This is a genomic window from Litchfieldia alkalitelluris (assembly GCF_002019645.1).
Classification (GTDB): Bacteria; Bacillota; Bacilli; order Bacillales; family Bacillaceae_L; genus Litchfieldia; species Litchfieldia alkalitelluris.
The window spans coordinates 5,162,956-5,182,989 of sequence record NZ_KV917374.1; the positions used below are offsets into that span (position 1 = coordinate 5,162,956).

12 protein-coding genes are annotated in these 20,034 nt (G+C 36.9%); 3 read left to right on the plus strand and 9 right to left on the minus strand.

What is annotated here, in order from left to right:
* Positions 1–22: 22 nt before the first annotated feature.
* The gene (gene ilvA, locus BK579_RS24155; RefSeq protein WP_078549935.1) at positions 23–1,231 is read right to left on the minus strand and encodes a threonine ammonia-lyase; all 1,209 of its coding nucleotides are present in this window, start codon (positions 1,229–1,231) and stop codon (positions 23–25) included.
* 499 nt (positions 1,232–1,730) lie between these two features.
* Between ilvA and BK579_RS24160 the strand changes: the two genes are divergently transcribed.
* On the plus strand, positions 1,731–2,891 hold the full coding sequence (locus BK579_RS24160) for an IS256 family transposase (protein ID WP_078549937.1): 1,161 nt from the start codon (positions 1,731–1,733) through the stop codon (positions 2,889–2,891).
* Positions 2,892–3,878: 987 nt separating this feature from the next.
* Here BK579_RS24160 and BK579_RS24165 read toward each other — a convergent pair.
* Complete coding sequence (locus BK579_RS24165) at positions 3,879–5,207, minus strand: polysaccharide biosynthesis protein (protein ID WP_078549938.1); 1,329 nt, start codon at positions 5,205–5,207, stop codon at positions 3,879–3,881.
* A gap of 262 nt (positions 5,208–5,469) precedes the next feature.
* Here BK579_RS24165 and BK579_RS24170 point away from each other — a divergent pair, with 262 nt between their 5' ends.
* Entirely contained in the window at positions 5,470–7,026 is a 1,557-nt protein-coding gene (locus tag BK579_RS24170; RefSeq protein WP_078549940.1) for an ABC-F family ATP-binding cassette domain-containing protein, read from the plus strand.
* Positions 7,027–7,787: 761 nt separating this feature from the next.
* Here the strand turns inward: BK579_RS24170 and BK579_RS24175 are convergent.
* The 6 genes from BK579_RS24175 to BK579_RS24200 all read right to left on the minus strand — a co-directional run bounded on the left by BK579_RS24175 (position 7,788) and on the right by BK579_RS24200 (position 15,695).
* Positions 7,788–8,900, minus strand: coding sequence for a Delta(10) desaturase DesB (locus tag BK579_RS24175; RefSeq protein WP_078549942.1), 1,113 nt, complete (start codon positions 8,898–8,900; stop codon positions 7,788–7,790).
* Positions 8,901–9,029: 129 nt separating this feature from the next.
* The gene (locus tag BK579_RS24180) at positions 9,030–9,776 is read right to left on the minus strand and encodes a sirohydrochlorin chelatase (RefSeq protein ID WP_078549944.1); all 747 of its coding nucleotides are present in this window, start codon (positions 9,774–9,776) and stop codon (positions 9,030–9,032) included.
* Positions 9,777–9,812: 36 nt separating this feature from the next.
* Positions 9,813–11,264 carry a uroporphyrinogen-III C-methyltransferase gene (cobA, locus tag BK579_RS24185; RefSeq protein ID WP_078549946.1) on the minus strand — a complete coding sequence of 484 codons (1,452 nt, stop codon included), beginning with the start codon at positions 11,262–11,264 and terminating at the stop codon, positions 9,813–9,815.
* Between the two features lie 171 nt (positions 11,265–11,435).
* Positions 11,436–11,759 carry a nitrite reductase small subunit NirD gene (gene nirD / locus BK579_RS24190; protein WP_078549947.1) on the minus strand — a complete coding sequence of 108 codons (324 nt, stop codon included), beginning with the start codon at positions 11,757–11,759 and terminating at the stop codon, positions 11,436–11,438.
* A 23-nt stretch (positions 11,760–11,782) separates the two neighbouring features.
* On the minus strand, positions 11,783–14,191 hold the full coding sequence (gene nirB / locus BK579_RS24195; RefSeq protein ID WP_078549949.1) for a nitrite reductase large subunit NirB: 2,409 nt from the start codon (positions 14,189–14,191) through the stop codon (positions 11,783–11,785).
* Positions 14,192–14,435: 244 nt separating this feature from the next.
* Positions 14,436–15,695: a DEAD/DEAH box helicase gene (locus BK579_RS24200; protein ID WP_078549951.1), complete on the minus strand. Its 1,260-nt coding sequence runs from the start codon at positions 15,693–15,695 to the stop codon at positions 14,436–14,438.
* Positions 15,696–16,314: 619 nt separating this feature from the next.
* On the opposite strand from BK579_RS24200, the gene BK579_RS24205 reads away from it, so the two are divergent.
* Positions 16,315–17,967, plus strand: coding sequence for a M20/M25/M40 family metallo-hydrolase (locus BK579_RS24205; RefSeq protein ID WP_078549953.1), 1,653 nt, complete (start codon positions 16,315–16,317; stop codon positions 17,965–17,967).
* Positions 17,968–18,182: 215 nt separating this feature from the next.
* On the opposite strand, the gene BK579_RS24210 is transcribed toward BK579_RS24205, so the two are convergent.
* Positions 18,183–20,030 carry an ABC transporter ATP-binding protein gene (locus tag BK579_RS24210; protein WP_078549955.1) on the minus strand — a complete coding sequence of 616 codons (1,848 nt, stop codon included), beginning with the start codon at positions 20,028–20,030 and terminating at the stop codon, positions 18,183–18,185.
* Positions 20,031–20,034: the final 4 nt, after the last annotated feature.

Below are 20,034 nucleotides of genomic sequence, written 5' to 3' on the forward strand. Positions count from 1 at the left end.
CCATTAGTGCTTTTTGATTTCTTTATACTTCTATCTTAACCACGTACCCAGCATCTTGCATTTTGTGAATAATTTGGTCAATATGTGTTTGATTTTTCGTTTCAAGGGATAATTGAATTTGAGTTTGACCTGGAAAGACTTTTGCACCAATTCGTTGATGATTAATATTTAACACGTTTCCGTCAAGTTCTGCGATTAATTGTAGCAACCTTTGTAGATTTCCTGGCTTATCGGTGATCGTTGTAATAACTGAAAGAAATCTTCCTGATTCAACCATCCCATGTTCGATAATTCTAGATATAAAGTTCATATCTACATTACCACCAGTAATGATCGGGACAACATTGGCATTTTCTATTGGAATTTTATGATACAACATAGCAGCTAATGAAGTGGCTGCTGATCCTTCGACAAGTAACTTATTTCGTTCGAGTAATAACAGCATCGTTCTGGCAATTTCCATTTCTTCAACAATAAAAATATCATCCACATATTGCTTAATTATATCAAACGTGAGCTGGCCAGGCTTTTTAACGGCAATTCCATCAGCCATTGATGGTAATGACTTTGTAACGATAGGCTTGTTTGCTTCCAACGATTCTTTCATACTAGGGCATGCCCTTGATTCTACTCCAAACACCTTGACAGATGGTTTTAATGCTTTTAACGCAAGAGCTACCCCCGCTATTAATCCACCTCCACCTACAGGACAAACAACGGCATCTACTTCAGGTAATTGCTCAAAAATTTCAATCCCAACGGTACCCTGACCAGCAATAATCGCTAAATCATCAAATGGATGTACAAATGTAGCGCCAAGCTCCTTTTGTAGTCCCAGGGCATATTCGAGTGCCTCATCAAAAGTCGTTCCATGTAGCTCCACATTCGCACCATATCTTTTGGTAGCCTCGACCTTGCTCAATGGAGCGCCTTTTGGCATAACAATTGTACAAGGTACATTTAGTTGACTACTTGAGTATGCAACACCTTGTGCATGATTCCCAGCTGACGCTGCAATGACCCCTTTTTCCAATTCCTCAGGGGTCAGTGACATCATTTTATTATAAGAACCTCTCGCCTTGAACGACCCTGTTTTTTGTAGATTTTCGAGTTTTAAATAAATTTCATTGTTACCGAGCTTACTAAATGTCGTTGAGTGATCCAGATGAGTGTAATGGACGATACCGTGCATCTTCGCTTTTGCTGCCTCTATATCTTTTAATGTAATCATCACTTACTATCCTCCAATTTAAGGAAAAATCTTTATGATTTAGTGTTCACAGTAAGCGTGCATTTATTCTGTTACCATAGGCATTTATGGAGCACTTAGCTATAGATTTTTAATGTCTGACGAGGTCACCTAACGGCAAGGATTGGGGTTCACTTATTTTCCGGGATCTATGCCTTTATGATTCAGGCTAAAGATTCGTCGACTTTCTCCTTAAAATACGGCGGCTTTGACGCACCATACGGCCACTTCTTCTACTTATCCGGCGGGAACTTCTTCACAGCTTGATTCTGAACCTGGAATACGGCGACTTTCTCCTTAAAATACGGCGGCTTTGACGCACTATGCGGCGACTTCTACCACTTATCCGGCGGGAATTACTTCACCGCTTGCTTCCGAAGATTAAGTCCGTATAATTGTGTAAAAAGAAAAAGGGTTCATATTATTCACTCTTGGCTACAATGTTTTCAACGACGATAAACATTAGAAAAGAGGAATAATAATGACCCAATTACAGTTTACCCTAGATTTGGAAAATTTAAAAGAATCCGTTATAAATTCTGATATTGAAGCAGTTATCAAATCTGCGATTGTTTTGGTATTAAATAATGTCATGGAAAAAGAGAGAGATGACTATTTAAACGTAGCTGCCTATGAGCGGTCCGCTGATCGACGTGATTATCGTAATGGTTATTATGAACGTGAGTTACTCTTGAATGTTGGTAAAGTCACGCTTAAGGTACCAAGAACTCGTAATGGTGAATTTTCAACCTCAGTATTTGAGAAATACGCCCGTTGTGACCAAGCTCTAGTTATCTCTATGTTGGAGATGGTTATTAATGGTGTATCAACTCGCAAGGTCACTCAAATTGTAGAACAGCTTTGTGGCGAATCTGTCTCAAAGTCATTTGTTTCGTCACTTACTCAAAAACTTGATCCAATTGTTAATGATTGGGCTAAACGACCTTTAAACACTAGATATTTCCCCTACCTTTTTGTTGATGCAATGTATATAAAAGTTCGGGAACATCATCAAATCGTCTCCAAAGCAGTTTATATTGCTACAGCGATTACGGATAAAAACAAGCGTGAAGTTTTAGGGTTAAGTGTGGATCATGTTGAGGATTTTGAGAGTTGGAGTCGCTTTATTCAACAGCTTAAATCGCGTGGGCTTCAATCCCCAAAACTTGTTATTTCAGATGCACATAAAGGGTTGCAAAAGGCAATACAACGTGAATTTATAGGTACTAGCTGGCAAAGGTGTTATGTGCATTTTAAACGGAATATTATTAACAAGCTGCCAAAGAAAGACTCTGCTGATATTCGTAAGATGATAAAACGAGTGTTTGAAGCAATAACGATCGAGGATATCCGTACTTTTAAGAATGAACTAATGAGTCAATATGGGGATATCCCAAAATATGAGAAGGCTCTTCAGATTTTTGAAGAAGGTTTCGAAGATACCATTCAGTATATGAATCATCCCGAAGGTATGCGATGTTACCTGAGAAGTACCAATTCTCTTGAACGCTTAAATCAAGAAGTACGAAGAAGAGAAAGAGTCATTAGGATATTTCCGAATACACAGTCTGCTTTTCGTTTAGTAGGTGCAGTCTTAATGGAATATCAAGAGAACGCATACTCCCGGAAGAAGTCCCTATAGTATTTTTTTCGAAACTTCCAATTATGGTATTGTGGCATATCCAGGAGAGGCTATCAAAGTGAAAGGCCTTTGACAGCCTCTCCTGGATATGCAAAAGAAAAACCATGGAAGCTTTCGCAAAAAAAAATGTAAGGGGAGACCTAACCCCAAACCTTGAAAACAGTTGAAAACATTGTATTAGTATTTTACACAATATTATGGACTTGACTCTTCCGAACCTAGAATACGGCGACTTTCTCCTCGAATACGGCGGCTTTGACGCACCATACGGCCACTTCTTCTACTTATCCGGCGGGAACTTCTTCACCGCTTGATTCTGAACCTGGAATACGGCGGCTTTCTCCTTAAATACGGCGGCTTTGACGCACTATACGGCCACTTCTTCTACTTATCCGGCGGGAACTTCTTCCGCTTGATTCTGAACCTGGAATACGGCGGCTTTCTCCTTAAATACGGCGGCTTTGACGCACTATACGGCCACTTCTTCTACTTATCCGGCGGGAACTTCTTCACCGCTTGATTCTGAACCTAGAATACGGCGACTTTCTCCTCGAATACGGCGGCTTTGACGCACTATACGGCGACTTCTTCTACTTATCCGGCGGGAACTTCTTCACCGCTTGATTCTGAACCTAGAATACGGCGACTTTCTCCTTAAATACGGCGGCTTTGACGCACCATACGGCGACTTCTACCACTTATCCGGCGGGAACTTCTTCACCCCTTGTTTCTGAACCTAGAATAAGGCGACTTTCTCCTTAAATACGGCGGCTTTGACGCATCATACGGCAACTTCTTCTACTTATCCGGCGGGAACTTCTTCACCGCTTGATTCTGAAGAGCTACCCATTTGGATAGCTCCTTACAGTCAAGTTTAATAAGTTGACTGTGAACAGTCGCCTTGCAATGCAGATAGTTCGTTTCAACCACTAGACAGTCACCTAATGTATACTGTCAGTCTCTTAAAACTTTATTATATATACTCATCTAATTAAAATTCTTTACTGGTACCTTCATAAATACATTTAAACCAATCTTTTTACAAATCGTTACATAATGCATTAAGGTTAGAAGTACTGCCCCCATGTTCATTCCAATTATAATCCCTTCCATTTGAAGCTGCTGCAGTGAGCCTAAAATAAACATCATTAAAAATGCGATAACATGAGACCATATCGTGTGAAACAGAGCATCCTTTAATAGCCCTAATCCAATAAGATAGGCTTGCATAGGAATCACAAAGAAATGAAAGAGAAAATATGGCCATAGCATTTGCAAATAAACCGTTGCGGCTGTTGATTCAAAAAACAAATGCGTGAGTGGATCTGCAAAGAAATAAAATAAACAAATCGCTGGAACACCATATAGCATCGTAAAACGCAACACTTTCTGGAGAAGTTGTTGAAGTTTAACTAGATCCCCATTTGAGTATGCCTCCGAAACAGTTGGAATTAGTACAATTAGTAATGAATGAGCAATAAATGCAGGGAAAAACCCAATCGATAAAGCAACACCCGCCAATAATCCATAATGCTCAGTTGCGACAGCTGCAGGCATTCCCGCCCTTATAAGTGCTGCCTTCACTAAAAATGGTTGGATCGCATGTGTCACAGAATGAAAGATTCTAAGCCCAGTTGTTGGTAGAGAAATCGACATCAACTGTTTTCGCACCTTTTTTACACTCATCAATGCGTTTGATTGTTTATTCAATACTCGGACTCGTACAAGATACTCATAAAAAAGGTAAGCAAACACGAAAATATCACTAATGACCAATGTTCCTAAAGCAATCAGTATCGCATAATCCAAGTTAAAGTCGAACATTTGATAAATAAAAACAAGCAGGATTAGCTGAATTGCTTTTCTTAAAAAATTTGAAAAAGCAATTTTCCCCATTTTTTGTACTCCCATAAAATAACCACGGGCAATGGATGTAAAAGAAATGAGTGGAATTAACATCACGACCAACCAACGTACAAGTGGATGGTAATCATCAAAAATGGAAACATACGGTAAGATAAGTGACGCTAAAACAATAAACAAGATCGTCATCAATACTGTTATTTTCATAATATGTTGAAGCATGTTGCTATGGTATTTCCTTTCATTCTCTGCAATTAACTTTGAAACTGAGATTGGTAATTCTAAACTAGCTAAAATGACGACTAAAAAAATAGAAGGTAAGATGGTCATATACAAACCCATTCCTACTTCACCAAGTTCCCTTGCAAGAACCATGTTCACTAAAAATTCTATACACTCACCAATAAAAGCAACTAATATTAAAACCAATGTTCCTTTTAAGAATGTACTCATGTTGTCATATCCCCTTCTTTTCATTGCAAATTACCAAGTATCCACTAACAACCTGGTTTATTAACGAAACAAGCTTTCTTCTAAGATATGAGACAAGTTACGAAAATATCGTAACTAATTTTAAGACAAGTCAAAATTTACATTCCTTAATTTTCGCTGTTCATCTTTAAACCTTTTGAAATCTCATATATAATCGAATATGTATGTTTTTATGAAAATCAAGTTAACCATTATCCTTATATAGAAAAGGTGAATATAATAAATGAGTGTTTTAACAGTTAAAAACTTAAGTCATGGGTTTGGAGATCGTGCCATATTTAATGATGTATCCTTTCGCCTATTAAAGGGTGAGCACATTGGGTTGATTGGTGCTAATGGTGAGGGTAAATCAACATTTATGAATATTATTACAGGTCAATTACAGCCTGATGATGGAAAAGTCGAGTGGTCAAGAAATGTTCGTGTTGGATATCTTGATCAACATGCTGCCCTTGAGCGCGGCTCATCCATTCGTGATGTACTCAAAGGTGCTTTTAAATATCTTTTTGATTTAGAAGCCGAAATCAATAACATTTATAACAAAATGGGCGAAGCGTCTCCAGAAGAACTAGAAAAGATGTTAGAAGAAGTTGGTACACTTCAGGATATCTTAACGAACAATGATTTCTATACAATTGATGCTAAAGTTGAAGAAATTGCTAGAGGACTAGGCTTAGAAGATATTGGCTTAGATCGTGATGTCCATGATTTAAGTGGTGGACAACGTACAAAGATTCTTCTTGCAAAGCTTTTACTAGAAAAACCAGATATTTTATTACTAGATGAGCCGACAAACTATCTCGATGAGCAGCATATTGTCTGGCTTAAACGATATCTACAAGAATACGAGAATGCATTTATTTTAATATCACATGATATTCCTTTCCTGAACAGTGTAATTAACTTGATTTACCATATGGAAAACCAAGAGCTTAACCGCTATGTTGGCGACTATGATAATTTCTTGCAGGTACATGAGATGAAAAAGCAACAGCTTGAATCTGCTTATAAAAGACAACAACAGGAAATTTCCAAGCTTAAAGATTTCGTTGCTCGTAACAAAGCAAGCGTGGCGACAAGAAATATGGCCATGTCTCGTCAGAAGAAGCTAGATAAAATGGATGTCATTGAGCTTGCGAAAGAAAAACCGAAACCTGAATTTAATTTTAAAGAAGCGAGAGCATCAAGTAAGCTCGTTTTCCAAACAAAAGATCTTGTAATCGGTTATACTGAGCCATTATCAAAACCATTAAACCTAAAAATGGAGCGCGGCCAAAAGATTGCTCTAATGGGTGCAAACGGTATTGGTAAAACAACTTTATTAAAAAGTATTCTCGGACTTAATAAACCTATTTCAGGAGAAGTTGAGCTGGGTGATTATCAATATATCGGATATTTTGAGCAAGAAATAAAAGAAGCGAATTATAATACTTGTATTGAAGAAGTATGGAATGAGTTTCCTTCTTATAATCAAGCAGAAATTCGTGCGGCATTAGCTAAGTGTGGTTTAACGACGAAGCATATCGAAAGTAAAGTTGAAGTGCTTAGTGGTGGAGAAAAGGCAAAGGTACGTTTATGTAAGCTGATTAATAATGAGACAAACATCTTGGTTCTTGATGAGCCGACCAACCATTTAGATGTTGATGCGAAGGACGAATTAAAACGCGCTCTAAAAGCATACAAAGGTTCAGTAATAATCATCTGCCACGAACCAGAATTTTATCAAGATGTGGTTTCAGATGTTTGGAACTGTGAAACTTGGACAACCAAAGTATTCTAAACAAACGATCATTTAAAAATAGTTAAAAAATAAACAAACGATTGTTTAAAATAAAGTTCATTTCAAACAATCGTTTGTATAAACACCTGGTTTATTATGTAACAGGTTCCCCTGTGTGGGAGAAAATTGGATTTAACACCCCTATTAGCATCTGAAATAGTAAAAAGCTCGGAGCTTACCGAGCTTTTTTTCTTATAACAAAGCACCCTTTCGTTCAATAAGCGATTCCTACTTCAAAGTCCCATCCCGCCATAAAAGTGGAGACCTTTGGACCCAGATGACGAAATCAGCATGATAAGCTGATAAAATAAGGGGAAGAACTTCCTTTATTTAGGTGCTATGACTAAAAATTGCTAAAATAGAGGTTAAATTTCCCGTTATTTACTTAAAAACATGAAAATGTGGTGATTTTTCTTTGCATAAAGGTAAAACTTCCCCTTAATTACCCCTAACCTAGCTAAATTCTGCAGTATAAAGGGAAAATTCCCCTTATTTTAAGTACGTTTAATCACTCGATTTTTTCCTATGCTATACATATATTTAATCAGGCAATTTAGCAAAGAAATTGAAGCTGAATCATACTTATTATGCATCGGATAAATTAGCAAGCTAAAAACGAGCTAATTTGAAGGTTAAATCCCATTAAGTCAAGACTTAAAAATAAATGAAGAGATCAAATAGCTATACTAATTGGTCTCTTCATTCATTTGCTGAGCGTATTGTTCTTCGCGTCAACGGAACTGTAAGCATTTAAAAGTATTTTATATCGGTTTTTCCTCTGTTTCACTATTTAGAAAAGCTTCTGCTGCTTCATCCTCTTTTTTAAGCATTTCCACACGTGAGGTAATTTTGTTAGGATCCAATCCATTACCTAAAGAACCATATAAATGGTTTTTCCTTGGATCAACAAGTTCATTACCATTAAAATATACTCGTGGTGTTTTCCACAAGGCAATAAGTGCTCGAATTAGCGGCATTTCGTGATACCGCTCAGGCCACATCCGTTTAATATGCTGTTTCACAAGTGGATAATATTTAGAGCTCATACCAGGAAATAAATGATGCTCCGTGTGATATGAAAAATTAAAATGTAATACATCGACCCATTTAGGAACTGTAACAGTAAGACTGTTGGCTAACGGATCATTCACAGGTACTAATGGATTTAGGCGATGATTTGTAGAAATGTAGCCCATCACGATAAAATTTGCAATCAATAATGGCAGTAAAAATGCAAATATCCATTTTGTCGGCCCTAAAATAAATAATAAACCAATCCAGGTTGCCCAAGGTAAAATTAATTCAATCCATACTTTTGGACGCTTTTTTACATTAAACTCTTTAATATACACCATAAACATTTTTAATGAATGTGCCGTAAATTGAATGGCCAAGGAACAAAAGCATACAAATGCTCGAAACGATAAAGGTAATTTATAGATCCAACGCAATATAGGTTTCTTCATCATGGCCTCAAGGGTTGGCCAGGAATCCGGATCATTTTCATCATCCTGCGTATGAACATGATGTGTAAGGTTATGCCATTTTCTCCAAAGACTTGGTCCTGTACTTAATGGCCAAAAAGCAATTGCTCCTAATACGTCACGCAGCCATGCGGTTCTCACCACAGTTCCATGTAGAATCTCATGCCCAAGAAAGCCCATGGCTGCAAAGCTTGTTCCTAACACAAAAGCAAGCACCAAATTTACTATCATCGGTAAATCAAACAATCCAATCACTAAAAAACATGCAATTATCACTAATAGATAAGCTAGTCCACCCCATAATCGAGCTGGTACTGGCTTAAAAGCTTCTTTCGGCATATGTGGCTTAATTCGAGCTGCATACCAACCGAACGTATGTAATTCCTTCATTTTCACCCTCCACTAATGTACTAACTTTGTAGCACTGGATTAATTTTCTTTAATTTGCAACAAAAACCACATTTTTATACTAATTTAGATAAAAAAATCCTCACTTTTTCAACAAGACTTTCAAAGTTCTTAATTTTGAATTAGTGGTTGGACTTCTTGGATCCGCTTAGTGAACAACTTTTTTAACTTTACATCAAATCCGATGGGCTCACAAGTGAATATTTTCTTTCCAGGAAATTGCTTTTGAAAAGATTCAGTGATGTTTTCAATCTCAACTGTGAAACCTCCTGAAAATAATAAATACGGAATAACGTATACTTCTTCATAAGTTTGTTTTAATACATTTTCTAATTCGTCTGAAAAAGTTGGGGTCGACATATTTAAATAGCAAGTAAGAACATCAAACGGCTGATTATACCTGAGCTTTTGTGCAATTTCTTCAAATTGCGAAAGTGCATTTTTGTCATAGCTGCCATGACTTACTAGCAATACAGATTTAAATTTTTTATTTTTATAATCATGAACACTAAGACGGTCATGGAGAATCTCGATTATCATTTCATCACATCCAAAAGGCTTACCATAATAAAATAGAATTCTTGGATATATTTTTTGAGCCTTAAAAATTTCCCCTGGGATATCTTGGTTTGCATGTGCCCCCGTTAATAATAAGATTGGCATAATTGTAATTGATGTAGCTCCTTGTGAAACAAGCATGGATATTGCTTCCAAAATGGAGGGCCTTGCTCCTTCAAGAAAACCATATCCTTGTAAAGGAACATCAATTGTCATCATCATTTCCTTCACAAATGAAATAAACTGTGAGTTCCCAGATTCAGTTCTGCTTCCATGACCTGCATAAATCAGTGCTTCCATTCTCTTTCCACTCCTATGCTAAAATTGTAACTTTACCTACAAACTATCAAGCAAGGAAGACCTTGTAGCTTGCTTTGAAATGACAGTATCGCTAATTCCATTCGCTTGTAAGGCATCTCTTGTTTTATCTCCCATACAAAAAACTTTTTTGTTCTGAAGGAACTCTTGGTGGTTGTAGAGATTTTCTTTTAGTCCGGCAATGAAGCAAGACACTGATTTACTGCTTGGAAAAATGACCGAATCAATGGAAGCTTCTTGAAACATTCGTTCATAGATTGGGAGGTAATCTTTATCTAATTGGATTGTGCTAGTGATATACACATCTCCTTCTAATTCTCGCTCAAGCCTTTCCTGAACTCCCATACGATGCTCGCATTTTACCGTGAGGAGCTTGCCTGAAGATAAACTACTTTCTCCCGTTAGTTCGGCATTTAGCCCCTTTTTTCTTAAAGCATTCACCGATTTTACCGAAGCTCCAAATATAGCTCCTGTTATCTCCCTGATATCTCTACCACTTTGAAACAACGCTTCAAAGAAATCTTCTACACATTCAGGTGATGTAAACAAGATGTGCTCATAATCACCAATTTTTTGGAGTATAACTTCATCTACTGTTAGTGTACTTTTTTTCCACTTTGGAAATTCTATCACGTCTGATCCTTGATTGATTAAATCGGTAGCTAATTCACTAGATAAGATTCCGGTTCTTGCCAAAAGAATTTGCCTGCCGAATAGAGGTTTATTTTCAAACCATTTTAGCTTACTTCTAAGTGAAATGATATTACCAACAAGAGTAATGGCCGGGTTCGTTAATTGAGCTTTTTTTGCATTTGTCGTTATTGAAGATAAAGTACCCTCTACTGTTTTTTGTCGTCCGTAGGTTCCCCATTGAATGAGAATGACTGGAGTATTTTCGCTTTTTCCATAGTGAATTAATTTTTCACAAATGGTTTGGAGGTTAGCGATTCCCATGTAAAACGCAATGGTATCGATTCCTTTCGCAAGACCCTCCCAGTTTATTTTTCCTTCTCCATCATTTGATTTATCGTGTGCTGTCACAATGGCAAAACTCTCACCATACTCGCGATGAGTAACCGGAATTCCAGCGTATAAAGGGGCAGCAATTCCTGAGGTGATTCCAGGTATAATTTCAAACGGTATTTCATGATTGGCTAATTCCTCTGCTTCTTCCCCTACACGACCAAATACGCCAGGATCTCCACCTTTTAACCTTACAACCGTTTTTCCTTCTAACGCCTTTTCCACTAACAATTTATTAATTTCATCTTGTTTTAAATGATGTCGATCTGGCAGCTTACCACAATAGATTTTTTCACATGAGGAAGAGGAAAAATCAAGTAGACTCGGGTTTACGAGGCGATCATATAAAATGACGTCTGCTTTTTGAATTGCCTCAAGTCCCTTTATCGTCATCAACTTTGCATCTCCAGGGCCTGCTCCAACAAGATATACTTTCGATATTCTCATCCTTTTTCCACCTCTTTTATTGGCTATTTTTCGTAAACGATTGATTGTGAAAGGTCTTTTAGATTCACTATGAACTAAGTCTTTAAATAAGACAATTAGAAACAATCATTCAGAAAAGAGCCTTTTTATTAGAGAAAAGGAGCAAACTTTTAAAAGCTGCTCCTAAACTGATTATCCTTTAACTAAATATACTATTCCGTCAAGCACTTTGGTAGGGAAAGTTCTGACTTTTCCGTGATCAGGTGCCTGAACTTCACCAGATTGTAAAGAAACTTTCCAATTATATAGAGGACAAAATACATATTCCCCACTAACAAGTCCTTCTGCAATGGTTCCACCTTTAGGATGTGGACTTTTATTTTCAATTGCATAGATTTCACCGTTCGAACATTTAAAGATCGCAATACTTTCATTTTCTAGTTGTACTACCTGTCCCGCTCCTATTGGAAGATCACTTATTTTAATAGCTTCAACATATGTGTCTGAACTTATCATTTTCTTTGTCCCTCCTCCTAACATTATCTTGTTACATAGTATTTATCTTGTATTTCTTTACTTTCGATTGCTTCCTGCCATGGTTCATTATATCTCTTTAACGTTTTATCCAAACGTTCGTTTAATAGCTTTCTAGCATTCTCATCTTCTAAAACTTCTTTAATATGATCGAAGCCCATTCGTTCAATCCATGGAGCTGTACGCTCTAGATAGTTTGCTGTTTCACGGTAGTATTGGATAAACGCACTTGAAATGTCCATCACTTTTTCTTTTGTTTTGACAGTACATAGTAGATCTGCAGCTCTTAAATCGACTCCACCGTTTCCGGCAACATAGATTTCCCAGCCACCATCAATTCCTACAAATCCTAAGTCCTTAATTCCAGCTTCCGCACAGTTTCTCGGACAAGCAGAAACACCCATTTTCACTTTGTGTGGAGTATCTAACCGTTCAAATTTCTTTTCTAGATCAATCCCAAGTCCCATTGAATCTTGGGTACCAAATCGACAGAAGGTTGCACCTACACATGTTTTTACAGTTCTTAAAGTTTTACCATATGCATAGCCAGATGGCATTCCAAGGTCTTCCCACATAGCCGGTAGGTCTTGCTTTTTCACTCCGAACAATCCAATACGTTGACCACCCGTTAATTTAACTAATGGTACATTATATTTCTCAGCGACTTCAGCAATTTTCTTAAGGTCCTCTGCTGTTGTCACCCCACCATACATTCTTGGTACAACAGAATAGGTTCCGTCTTTCTGAATATTTGCATGCATTTTCTCATTAACTAGTCGTGAATCTCTTGCATCTCGATATTCGTCAGCATATATCATTCCAAGATAGTAGTTCACAGCTGGACGGCATTTTGAACAGCCTTCCTCATTCTTCCACTCTAAAACATTCATAACCTCTTTAACCGTTTGAAGTCCCTTTGCTTTGATTTCGTCAATTACATCTTCGCGGCTTAATGTTGTACAGCCACATATTGCTGTTTTTTGTTTTGTTTGATCAAATTGATCACCAAGTGTATAAGCTAAAATATCAGCCACCATTGGCTTACAACGCCCACAAGAACGACCTGCATTTGTACACCCACTTACTTGCTCCACAGATGTTAAGTTCTGTTCTTTTATCGCAGAGACAATCGTCCCTTTGGTCACACCATTACAACCACAAACTAACTCTGAATCTGGCATTGAGGCAACATCACCACTATTATCTACCGCCCCGCAAGTTCCTTGAAGAATGTTCACACTTGTCATACCACTAACATCTTCTTGACTTGTTAACATGTTAAATAAACGATTTCCATCTTTTGTGTCACCATATAATACAATCCCAGCTAAACTGTTATTTCTGATGAGAATTTTTTTATAAACACCATCAAATTCATTTTGAACAATAATCGATTTAGTTGTCTCATCTTCATAGATTTCTCCAGCAGAAAATAAATCAACACCAGATACCTTTAACTGAGTACCCACAATTGTTCCCTCATAAGGTTTTGGTTGTTTCCCAGCTAAATGCTCAGCCAATACTTTTCCTTGCTCGTAAAGTGGTGCCACCAAACCATACGTGATCTCTCGGTGCTCTGCACATTCTCCTACTGCGTACACATTATTCACATTTGTTTCCATGTAATCATTGACAACAATGGCTCGATTAACATATAATCCGCTGTCTTTTCCCAGCTGTATATTTGGAACAATTCCAAGCGCCATCACAATTAGATCTGCTTCAACTTCTGTATTATCACTAAATCTCAGACCAGTCACACGATCTTCACCAAGAATTTCGGTTGTTTTCTTTTCCATTAAAAAGTTCATGCCCTGTTGCTCAAGCTCATTTTTAAGCAGTTTAGCCGCTGCTGCATCGAGTTGTCTTTCCATTAAATGCGGCATCAAATGTACTACGTCTACTGTCATACCGAGGTTAAGTAAACCTCTAGCTGCCTCTAGACCTAAAAGTCCTCCACCAATAACGACCGCTTTTTTATTGTGCTTTGCGGTTTGAATCATTTCTTCACAGTCAGCAATATCTCTAAAACCAACCACTCCCTGTTTGTCTGAACCTGGGATTGGCAAAATAAAAGAGCGAGAACCAGTCGCAATAATTAACTCATCATAGTTTACAACTCTTCCTTGATCGGATACGACTTGCTTTTGTTGCGCATCTATTTTGGCAATAGGCTCATTAGTAAAAAGCTGTATGTTGTTATCTTCATACCACTGCCAATCATTCATAATAATATCTTTAATATTAGTATCACCTTGTAAAACAGTAGAAAGCTGAATTCTATTGTAATTTGGATGTGGTTCTTTTCCAAAAATCGTAATTTCAAATTGTTCCGGAGCTACTTTAAGCAGTTCCTCAATTGTCCTAACTCCTGCCATTCCGTTACCAATCATGACTAATTTTTTCTTTTCCATCGCAAACCCTCCCGGATGTATAGGCTTTATCTTTAATTTTTTGATTAATAATTAAAATTTATATCTTTATTTTAATCGCGAAATATTAATCTACATGTGAACTATGTCACAGTTCACGCTTATTTGTGAATCATTTCACAAATATGACAAAATGTAACCGATTACCTTTCGAGGAGATTAGATTTGTTTTAATGTCACTGTCGCTCTCATATATGAATACGTAAAAAAAGAAGATAACAATTTGTTATCCTCTAGTTTTTTTATGTGAAGCTGTTTTTTTCTTCTTCGCATTAACTGGTGATTTCGACGCTCCAGTGGGTCTCTTCCTAGCAGCAACTTCTGGCTTCTTAACAAATTTCTTTTTATCTATAAGTTCCCCTCTGTAAAAGTCTTTTTCCTGAACTGTTACATTTAATTCTCGGGCATATTGTTTTAAAATCCGTAGTTCACGATCATTTACAATTGATACAACTGTCCCCATTGAAGTAGAGCCTAGGCGACCTGTTCGTCCAGAACGATGTGTATACTCAGTTAAATCTTTTGCTAAATCATAATGGATAACATGGGTGATTCCTTGAATATCCAACCCTCTTGCTGCAACATCTGTGGCTAAAAGTAAGCTTGTTTTCCCTGAGCGAAAGTCAGTGAGAGCAGCTTGACGATCCATTTTGTTAGCATCACTATGTAACATACTAAGGTCAACACCTTTAAACTTAAGCTTCTCAGCTAAAACATGCAAATTCCCTATGTCCCTTACAAACACAAGTCCGCGTATCCCTTTTAATCTTGATAGTTTTGCAATGAGCTCAATTTTTTCTCTCGGTTCACTAACAAAGTAGATATGCTCAACCTCAACACCTGCCGATATTTCTGCTCTCTCTACTCTTATTATCAGGGCATCCTCTGTCACAATATTGTTTAAAATCGCCTCAGCCTCTTTCGTTACCGTTGCTGAAAATAATAGAATTTGGCGATCTCTTAAAGTTGATTTAATAATGTCTTTCATTGTGTTTATATGTTCTGGTACGAGAAGTTGATCTCCTTCATCTAAGACGACCGTCTTTACTTCATGCATTTTTATTTTTTTCTGTTTAATAAGCTCTAGAACACGCCCAGGCGTTCCAAAAATAATCTGAGGGCGATTTTTTAGTTTTTCAAGCTGTCTTTTTACATTTGCTCCACCGATAAAGCTTGCTCCATAAATGTCGCTACCTTCCGACCATTTTTGAAATTCCTGAAAGATCTGCATCACTAGCTCATGAGATGATGCTAGTACGACTGCTTGAACATCCTTTTTTTCAGTGTCTATTTTATCTAAAATCGGAAGTAAGTATGCTAACGTTTTACCTGATCCTGTTGGGGATTCAGCAATAACATCTGTTCCTTCTAGGATTGAAGGAATTGCTTTTTCCTGGATTGGAGTTGGGTTACTGAATTGTGCCTTTTCCCAGGCTTTTCCGATAAATGGTTTCATATTTGATATAACTTGCCATGTATTTGTCATGTGATTCTCCTTTTATGTTGGGGTACTCTTATAAAATTAACTTAGGTTGGAGAGAGTTTGATTCTACTTGATGCAAATATTCGCTAGCATGAATGTCTACCCTAAAAAAAGAAATGCTGAAGATCCACACTAAGTATATTAAATTTCCTAATGATCATTTGGACAAATTCTGCTATCGTTTTGTCGTTGAAACCTCTCGTCTCTTCATTGATAATAAAAGACCTATATTGTTAAAAAGAATATTTATTATCCTTATGTTGCACTTTTTTTGGGGGATATATGATACAGTATGTATTTTTTATGACGTTATCACTATAACATAAACATCTTCATTGTATTATATATTCTTTCCAACTGTGTGATTCGTCTTGTAATTTTATGAGAAATACGGTACGTTTTTATTAAATTATAGGAAAGTCCAAATTTGAACCTTGTTTCGGTGTCTAGCTCCAGGCGCCATCGGCTCTCTGGTCTAACCCATTCGCAACGGATGAGCCAAGATCGCCTTCTGAGATGAATTCAAAGAATTCATCCTAGTCAGCGCCTGTCTTATGCTTGTCGCCGATAGGCGGGCGCCTTACGCTTTTCTTATACATTACTGTGTTAAAGGAGATGTACTATGCTTCAGTGTCGTGAAGATTTATTATTTTTTACAAAGCAATTAGTTAATATAGAGAGTATCGTTAATACATCTGGAGAAAAGGAGATTGCTCAGGTTCTATATACGATGATTTCTTCGTTTCCTTATTTTACAGAGAATCCTAGTCAAGTTATAAAGACTAAAACTGAGCATGATGATTTAGAGAGGTATAATGTTCTTGCTTTTGTTAAAGGTACAAAAGGGACTAGTAATAAAACGGTGATTCTGATGGGCCATATGGATACTGTCGGAATTGATGATTTTAACAACTTGAAAGATCATGCAATATCTCCAGACACATTAAAGGAACAGTTAAAAACAGAGAGTATTCCGGTTGCAATTAAGGAACATGTGGAATCAGAGGATTGGATGTTTGGTCGTGGTGTACTTGATATGAAAAGTGGGGTAGCTAGTCATTTATTTCTATTAAAATACTACTCTGAGAATCCTCATGAATTAGATGGAAACCTTGTATTTGTATCTGAGTGTGATGAAGAAGATGGTTCTAGAGGCATTTTATCAGCATTAAATCAATTAATCTCTTGGAAAGACGAGCATCAATTTAACTATGTCGCAGCTATTAATGCAGACTTTGTATCTCCTAGATATGAGGGCGATGCAAACCGTTATATCTATAAAGGAACGACCGGAAAACTTCTCCCTTCATTTTTTATAACAGGTGCTGAAACGCATGTAGGATCTTGTTTTGAAGGATTAGATCCGAATTTAATTGCCGCAGAACTAACAAAACAAATCAATTATAATCCCGAGCTTTGCAATGAAGCTGACGGCGAAATCACCGTTCCGCCTGTATCATTAAAACAAACTGACTTAAAGCCAAGCTATACAGTTCAAACAGCTTTATCAGCTTATGTGTATTATAACTTCTTTATTTATTCTTGGTCACCAAAGGATGTATTAGTAAAGCTTAAAGAGCAAGCTGAAATTGCATTTGGGAATGTTTTAACTACATTTAAAGAGCGATATGAAAAATATTGTGAAATAAGTGGTGAGCCATTCAAAGACGTAACTTGGCAGCCAAGAGTGTTAACTTATGAGGAAATGCATAGTCAATTAGTTGAAGAATTTGGTTCAGCATATGAAAATCATATGCAAGCGTTCAAGACTGAATTGCTTTTAGATGAAAGTCTTGATACTAGAATGTTTTCAGCAAGAGTGGTAGAAGAAGCGTTTAAATGGATGAAGAATCAAACTCCAACAATTGTACTATTTTATTCTTCATTATATTCACCACGAGTGCAAATTACTGGTGAGAACGAAAATGAGAAAAACTTAATCGATGCATTAGATGAAGCGGTTGACTGGGTTAAGCCTTTTTATAAAGAGCCGATTGTGGTTCGTAATTTCTTCCCTTATATTTCTGATATGAGCTTTGTTGCCTTAAGTGATGATGAGAATGAAATTAACTCAGTCTCCACCAACAATCCTAGTTGGGGTTCAAAACACTATGTTGATTATAGTCAGATTCGCAAGCTAAATGTACCAGTAATCAATATTGGGCCATACGGCTTTGACGCACATAAAAAGTACGAACGTATGGAATTAACATATTCGCTAGAGGTTGTTCCTAATTTGACTAATTTTGTAATCAAACGTTTGTTTAATTGTTAAAATTGATTTTAGTTACTTTTTGCGGTTTGAAATCTTTAAAACCTGATATACTTTTAATAAGCTCCTTTCGTATTATAGCTCTGATCTGAGTTTTAACTGATTAACCTACGAATGTACGAAATGGGGCTTTTTCTGTTGTTTTCTTGATTTTTTTGCAAAATAAAGCCCCTTAGCTCACAGCAAAATACTGTGTACAAGGGGAAACTAATACCATATTAAGCTAATTCCTCTGTCAACTTATTCTCATACAAATCAGCATAAAAACCATGCGCCTTAAGCAGCTCTTCATGTGATCCATTTTCAATCAACTGACCTTCTTTCAACACCAAAATTTGATCAGCGTTTTGAATTGTATTTAACCTGTGAGCAATGACGAAGCTCGTTCTGCCTTCCATTAATCGTTGCAGTGCTTCTTGAATCTTCATTTCTGTAATTGTATCAATGCTACTCGTCGCCTCATCAAGAACTAGCAAAGTAGGGTTAGATAAGATCGCACGAGCAATTGAAAGCAGTTGCTTTTGCCCTTGACTTATTCCATTTCCATCTTGAGTAAGCTCTGTATCATATTTTTTCGGCAACTTCATAATGAAGGAATGAGCATTTGCTAGCTTCGCGGCTTCAACGACATCATCATCACTTGCATCCAATCGTCCATACCGAATATTCTCTTTTATGGTCCCCTGAAAAAGATATGAATCTTGTAGAACAAAGCCCATATTTTTTCGAAGGCTTTCGCGTTTAATCGATTTAATATCATGGCCATCGATCTCAATATTGCCTTCATCTACTTCATAAAATCTAGATAGAAGATTCACTACAGTTGTTTTTCCTGCACCAGTTGGTCCAACAAGGGCAACTGTTTCACCAGGTGATACAGAAAAGGTAATATCTCGAACCGTATTTCCTTCTTCTTTTTCATACGAAAAGGAAACAGACTGAAATTCAACTTTTCCATCCTTAATCAAAATATCTTTAGCATTCTTTTCATCAATCGCTTCTTCTTCTTCATCAATGACCTCAAATACGCGTTCTGCCCCTGCAACCGCAGACAGTAAAGTATTAAATTGATTCGCAAGATCGTTTAAAGGTCTCGTAAACTGTCTTGAGTATTCAGCAAAGATGACGATTGTACCAATGGTGATAATCCCATTAAAGGAAAGTATCCCACCGATTGATGCGATCACAGCAAAGCTAAGATTATTTAACATATTCATTAGCTTCGGAATAAACCCCGAGTAACTCTGTGCCCAATATCCAGCTGTTCTTAATCTCTCACTTTTCTCTGTAAATTGTCTCATTACCTTTTCCTCTTGTGAAAAAGTTTTAACAATCCTCTGACCTGAAACGGTTTCTTCTATAAAACCATTTAATTCGCCTAAACTTTTTTGTTGTTCCTTAAAAAACACACTTGTTCGATTGGTAATCCATCTTAATCCATAAAACATGGTTGGGACAATAATTAGTGTAAGTAATGTTAATAAAGGGCTAAGGTATAACATGACTGACACGGTACCAATAAGCGTTAAGATACTTGAAAAAATTTGAATCACAGAACTATTAAGTGTAGAACTGACATTTTCAATATCATTTGTAATTCTACTCATCAACTCTCCATGCTGCCTTTTATCAAAATACGGGATCGGCAACTTGTGTAAATGCTTGAATAGCTGTGTTCTCATTTTAAAAACAGTTTTTTGGGCAATTCCTATCATCCAATAAGCTTGAAACCACGTTGACAAAGAATGAAAGATATAGATAATAATTAGGCTAACACTTAAAAATAGTAGACCTGAAGGATCTTTTTCTACAATATAATTATCGATTGCCATTCCGACTAAAAATGGACCTAATAGCCCTAAAACTGAACTTATGACAACCATCAATAAAACAAGTGATAACAGTAGTTTATTTTCCGCCAAGTACGACCAAATTCGTTTGATGGTAGCTACCCAGTTTTTCGCTTTCGGCTTTATTTTCTGATTTGTTCCAGTAGTTGTTTGCTGATCTTTTTTCTCAAGGGGCAATTTCTTATATTGAAAAGGTGTTACCAGGTGCTTTAACATTTGC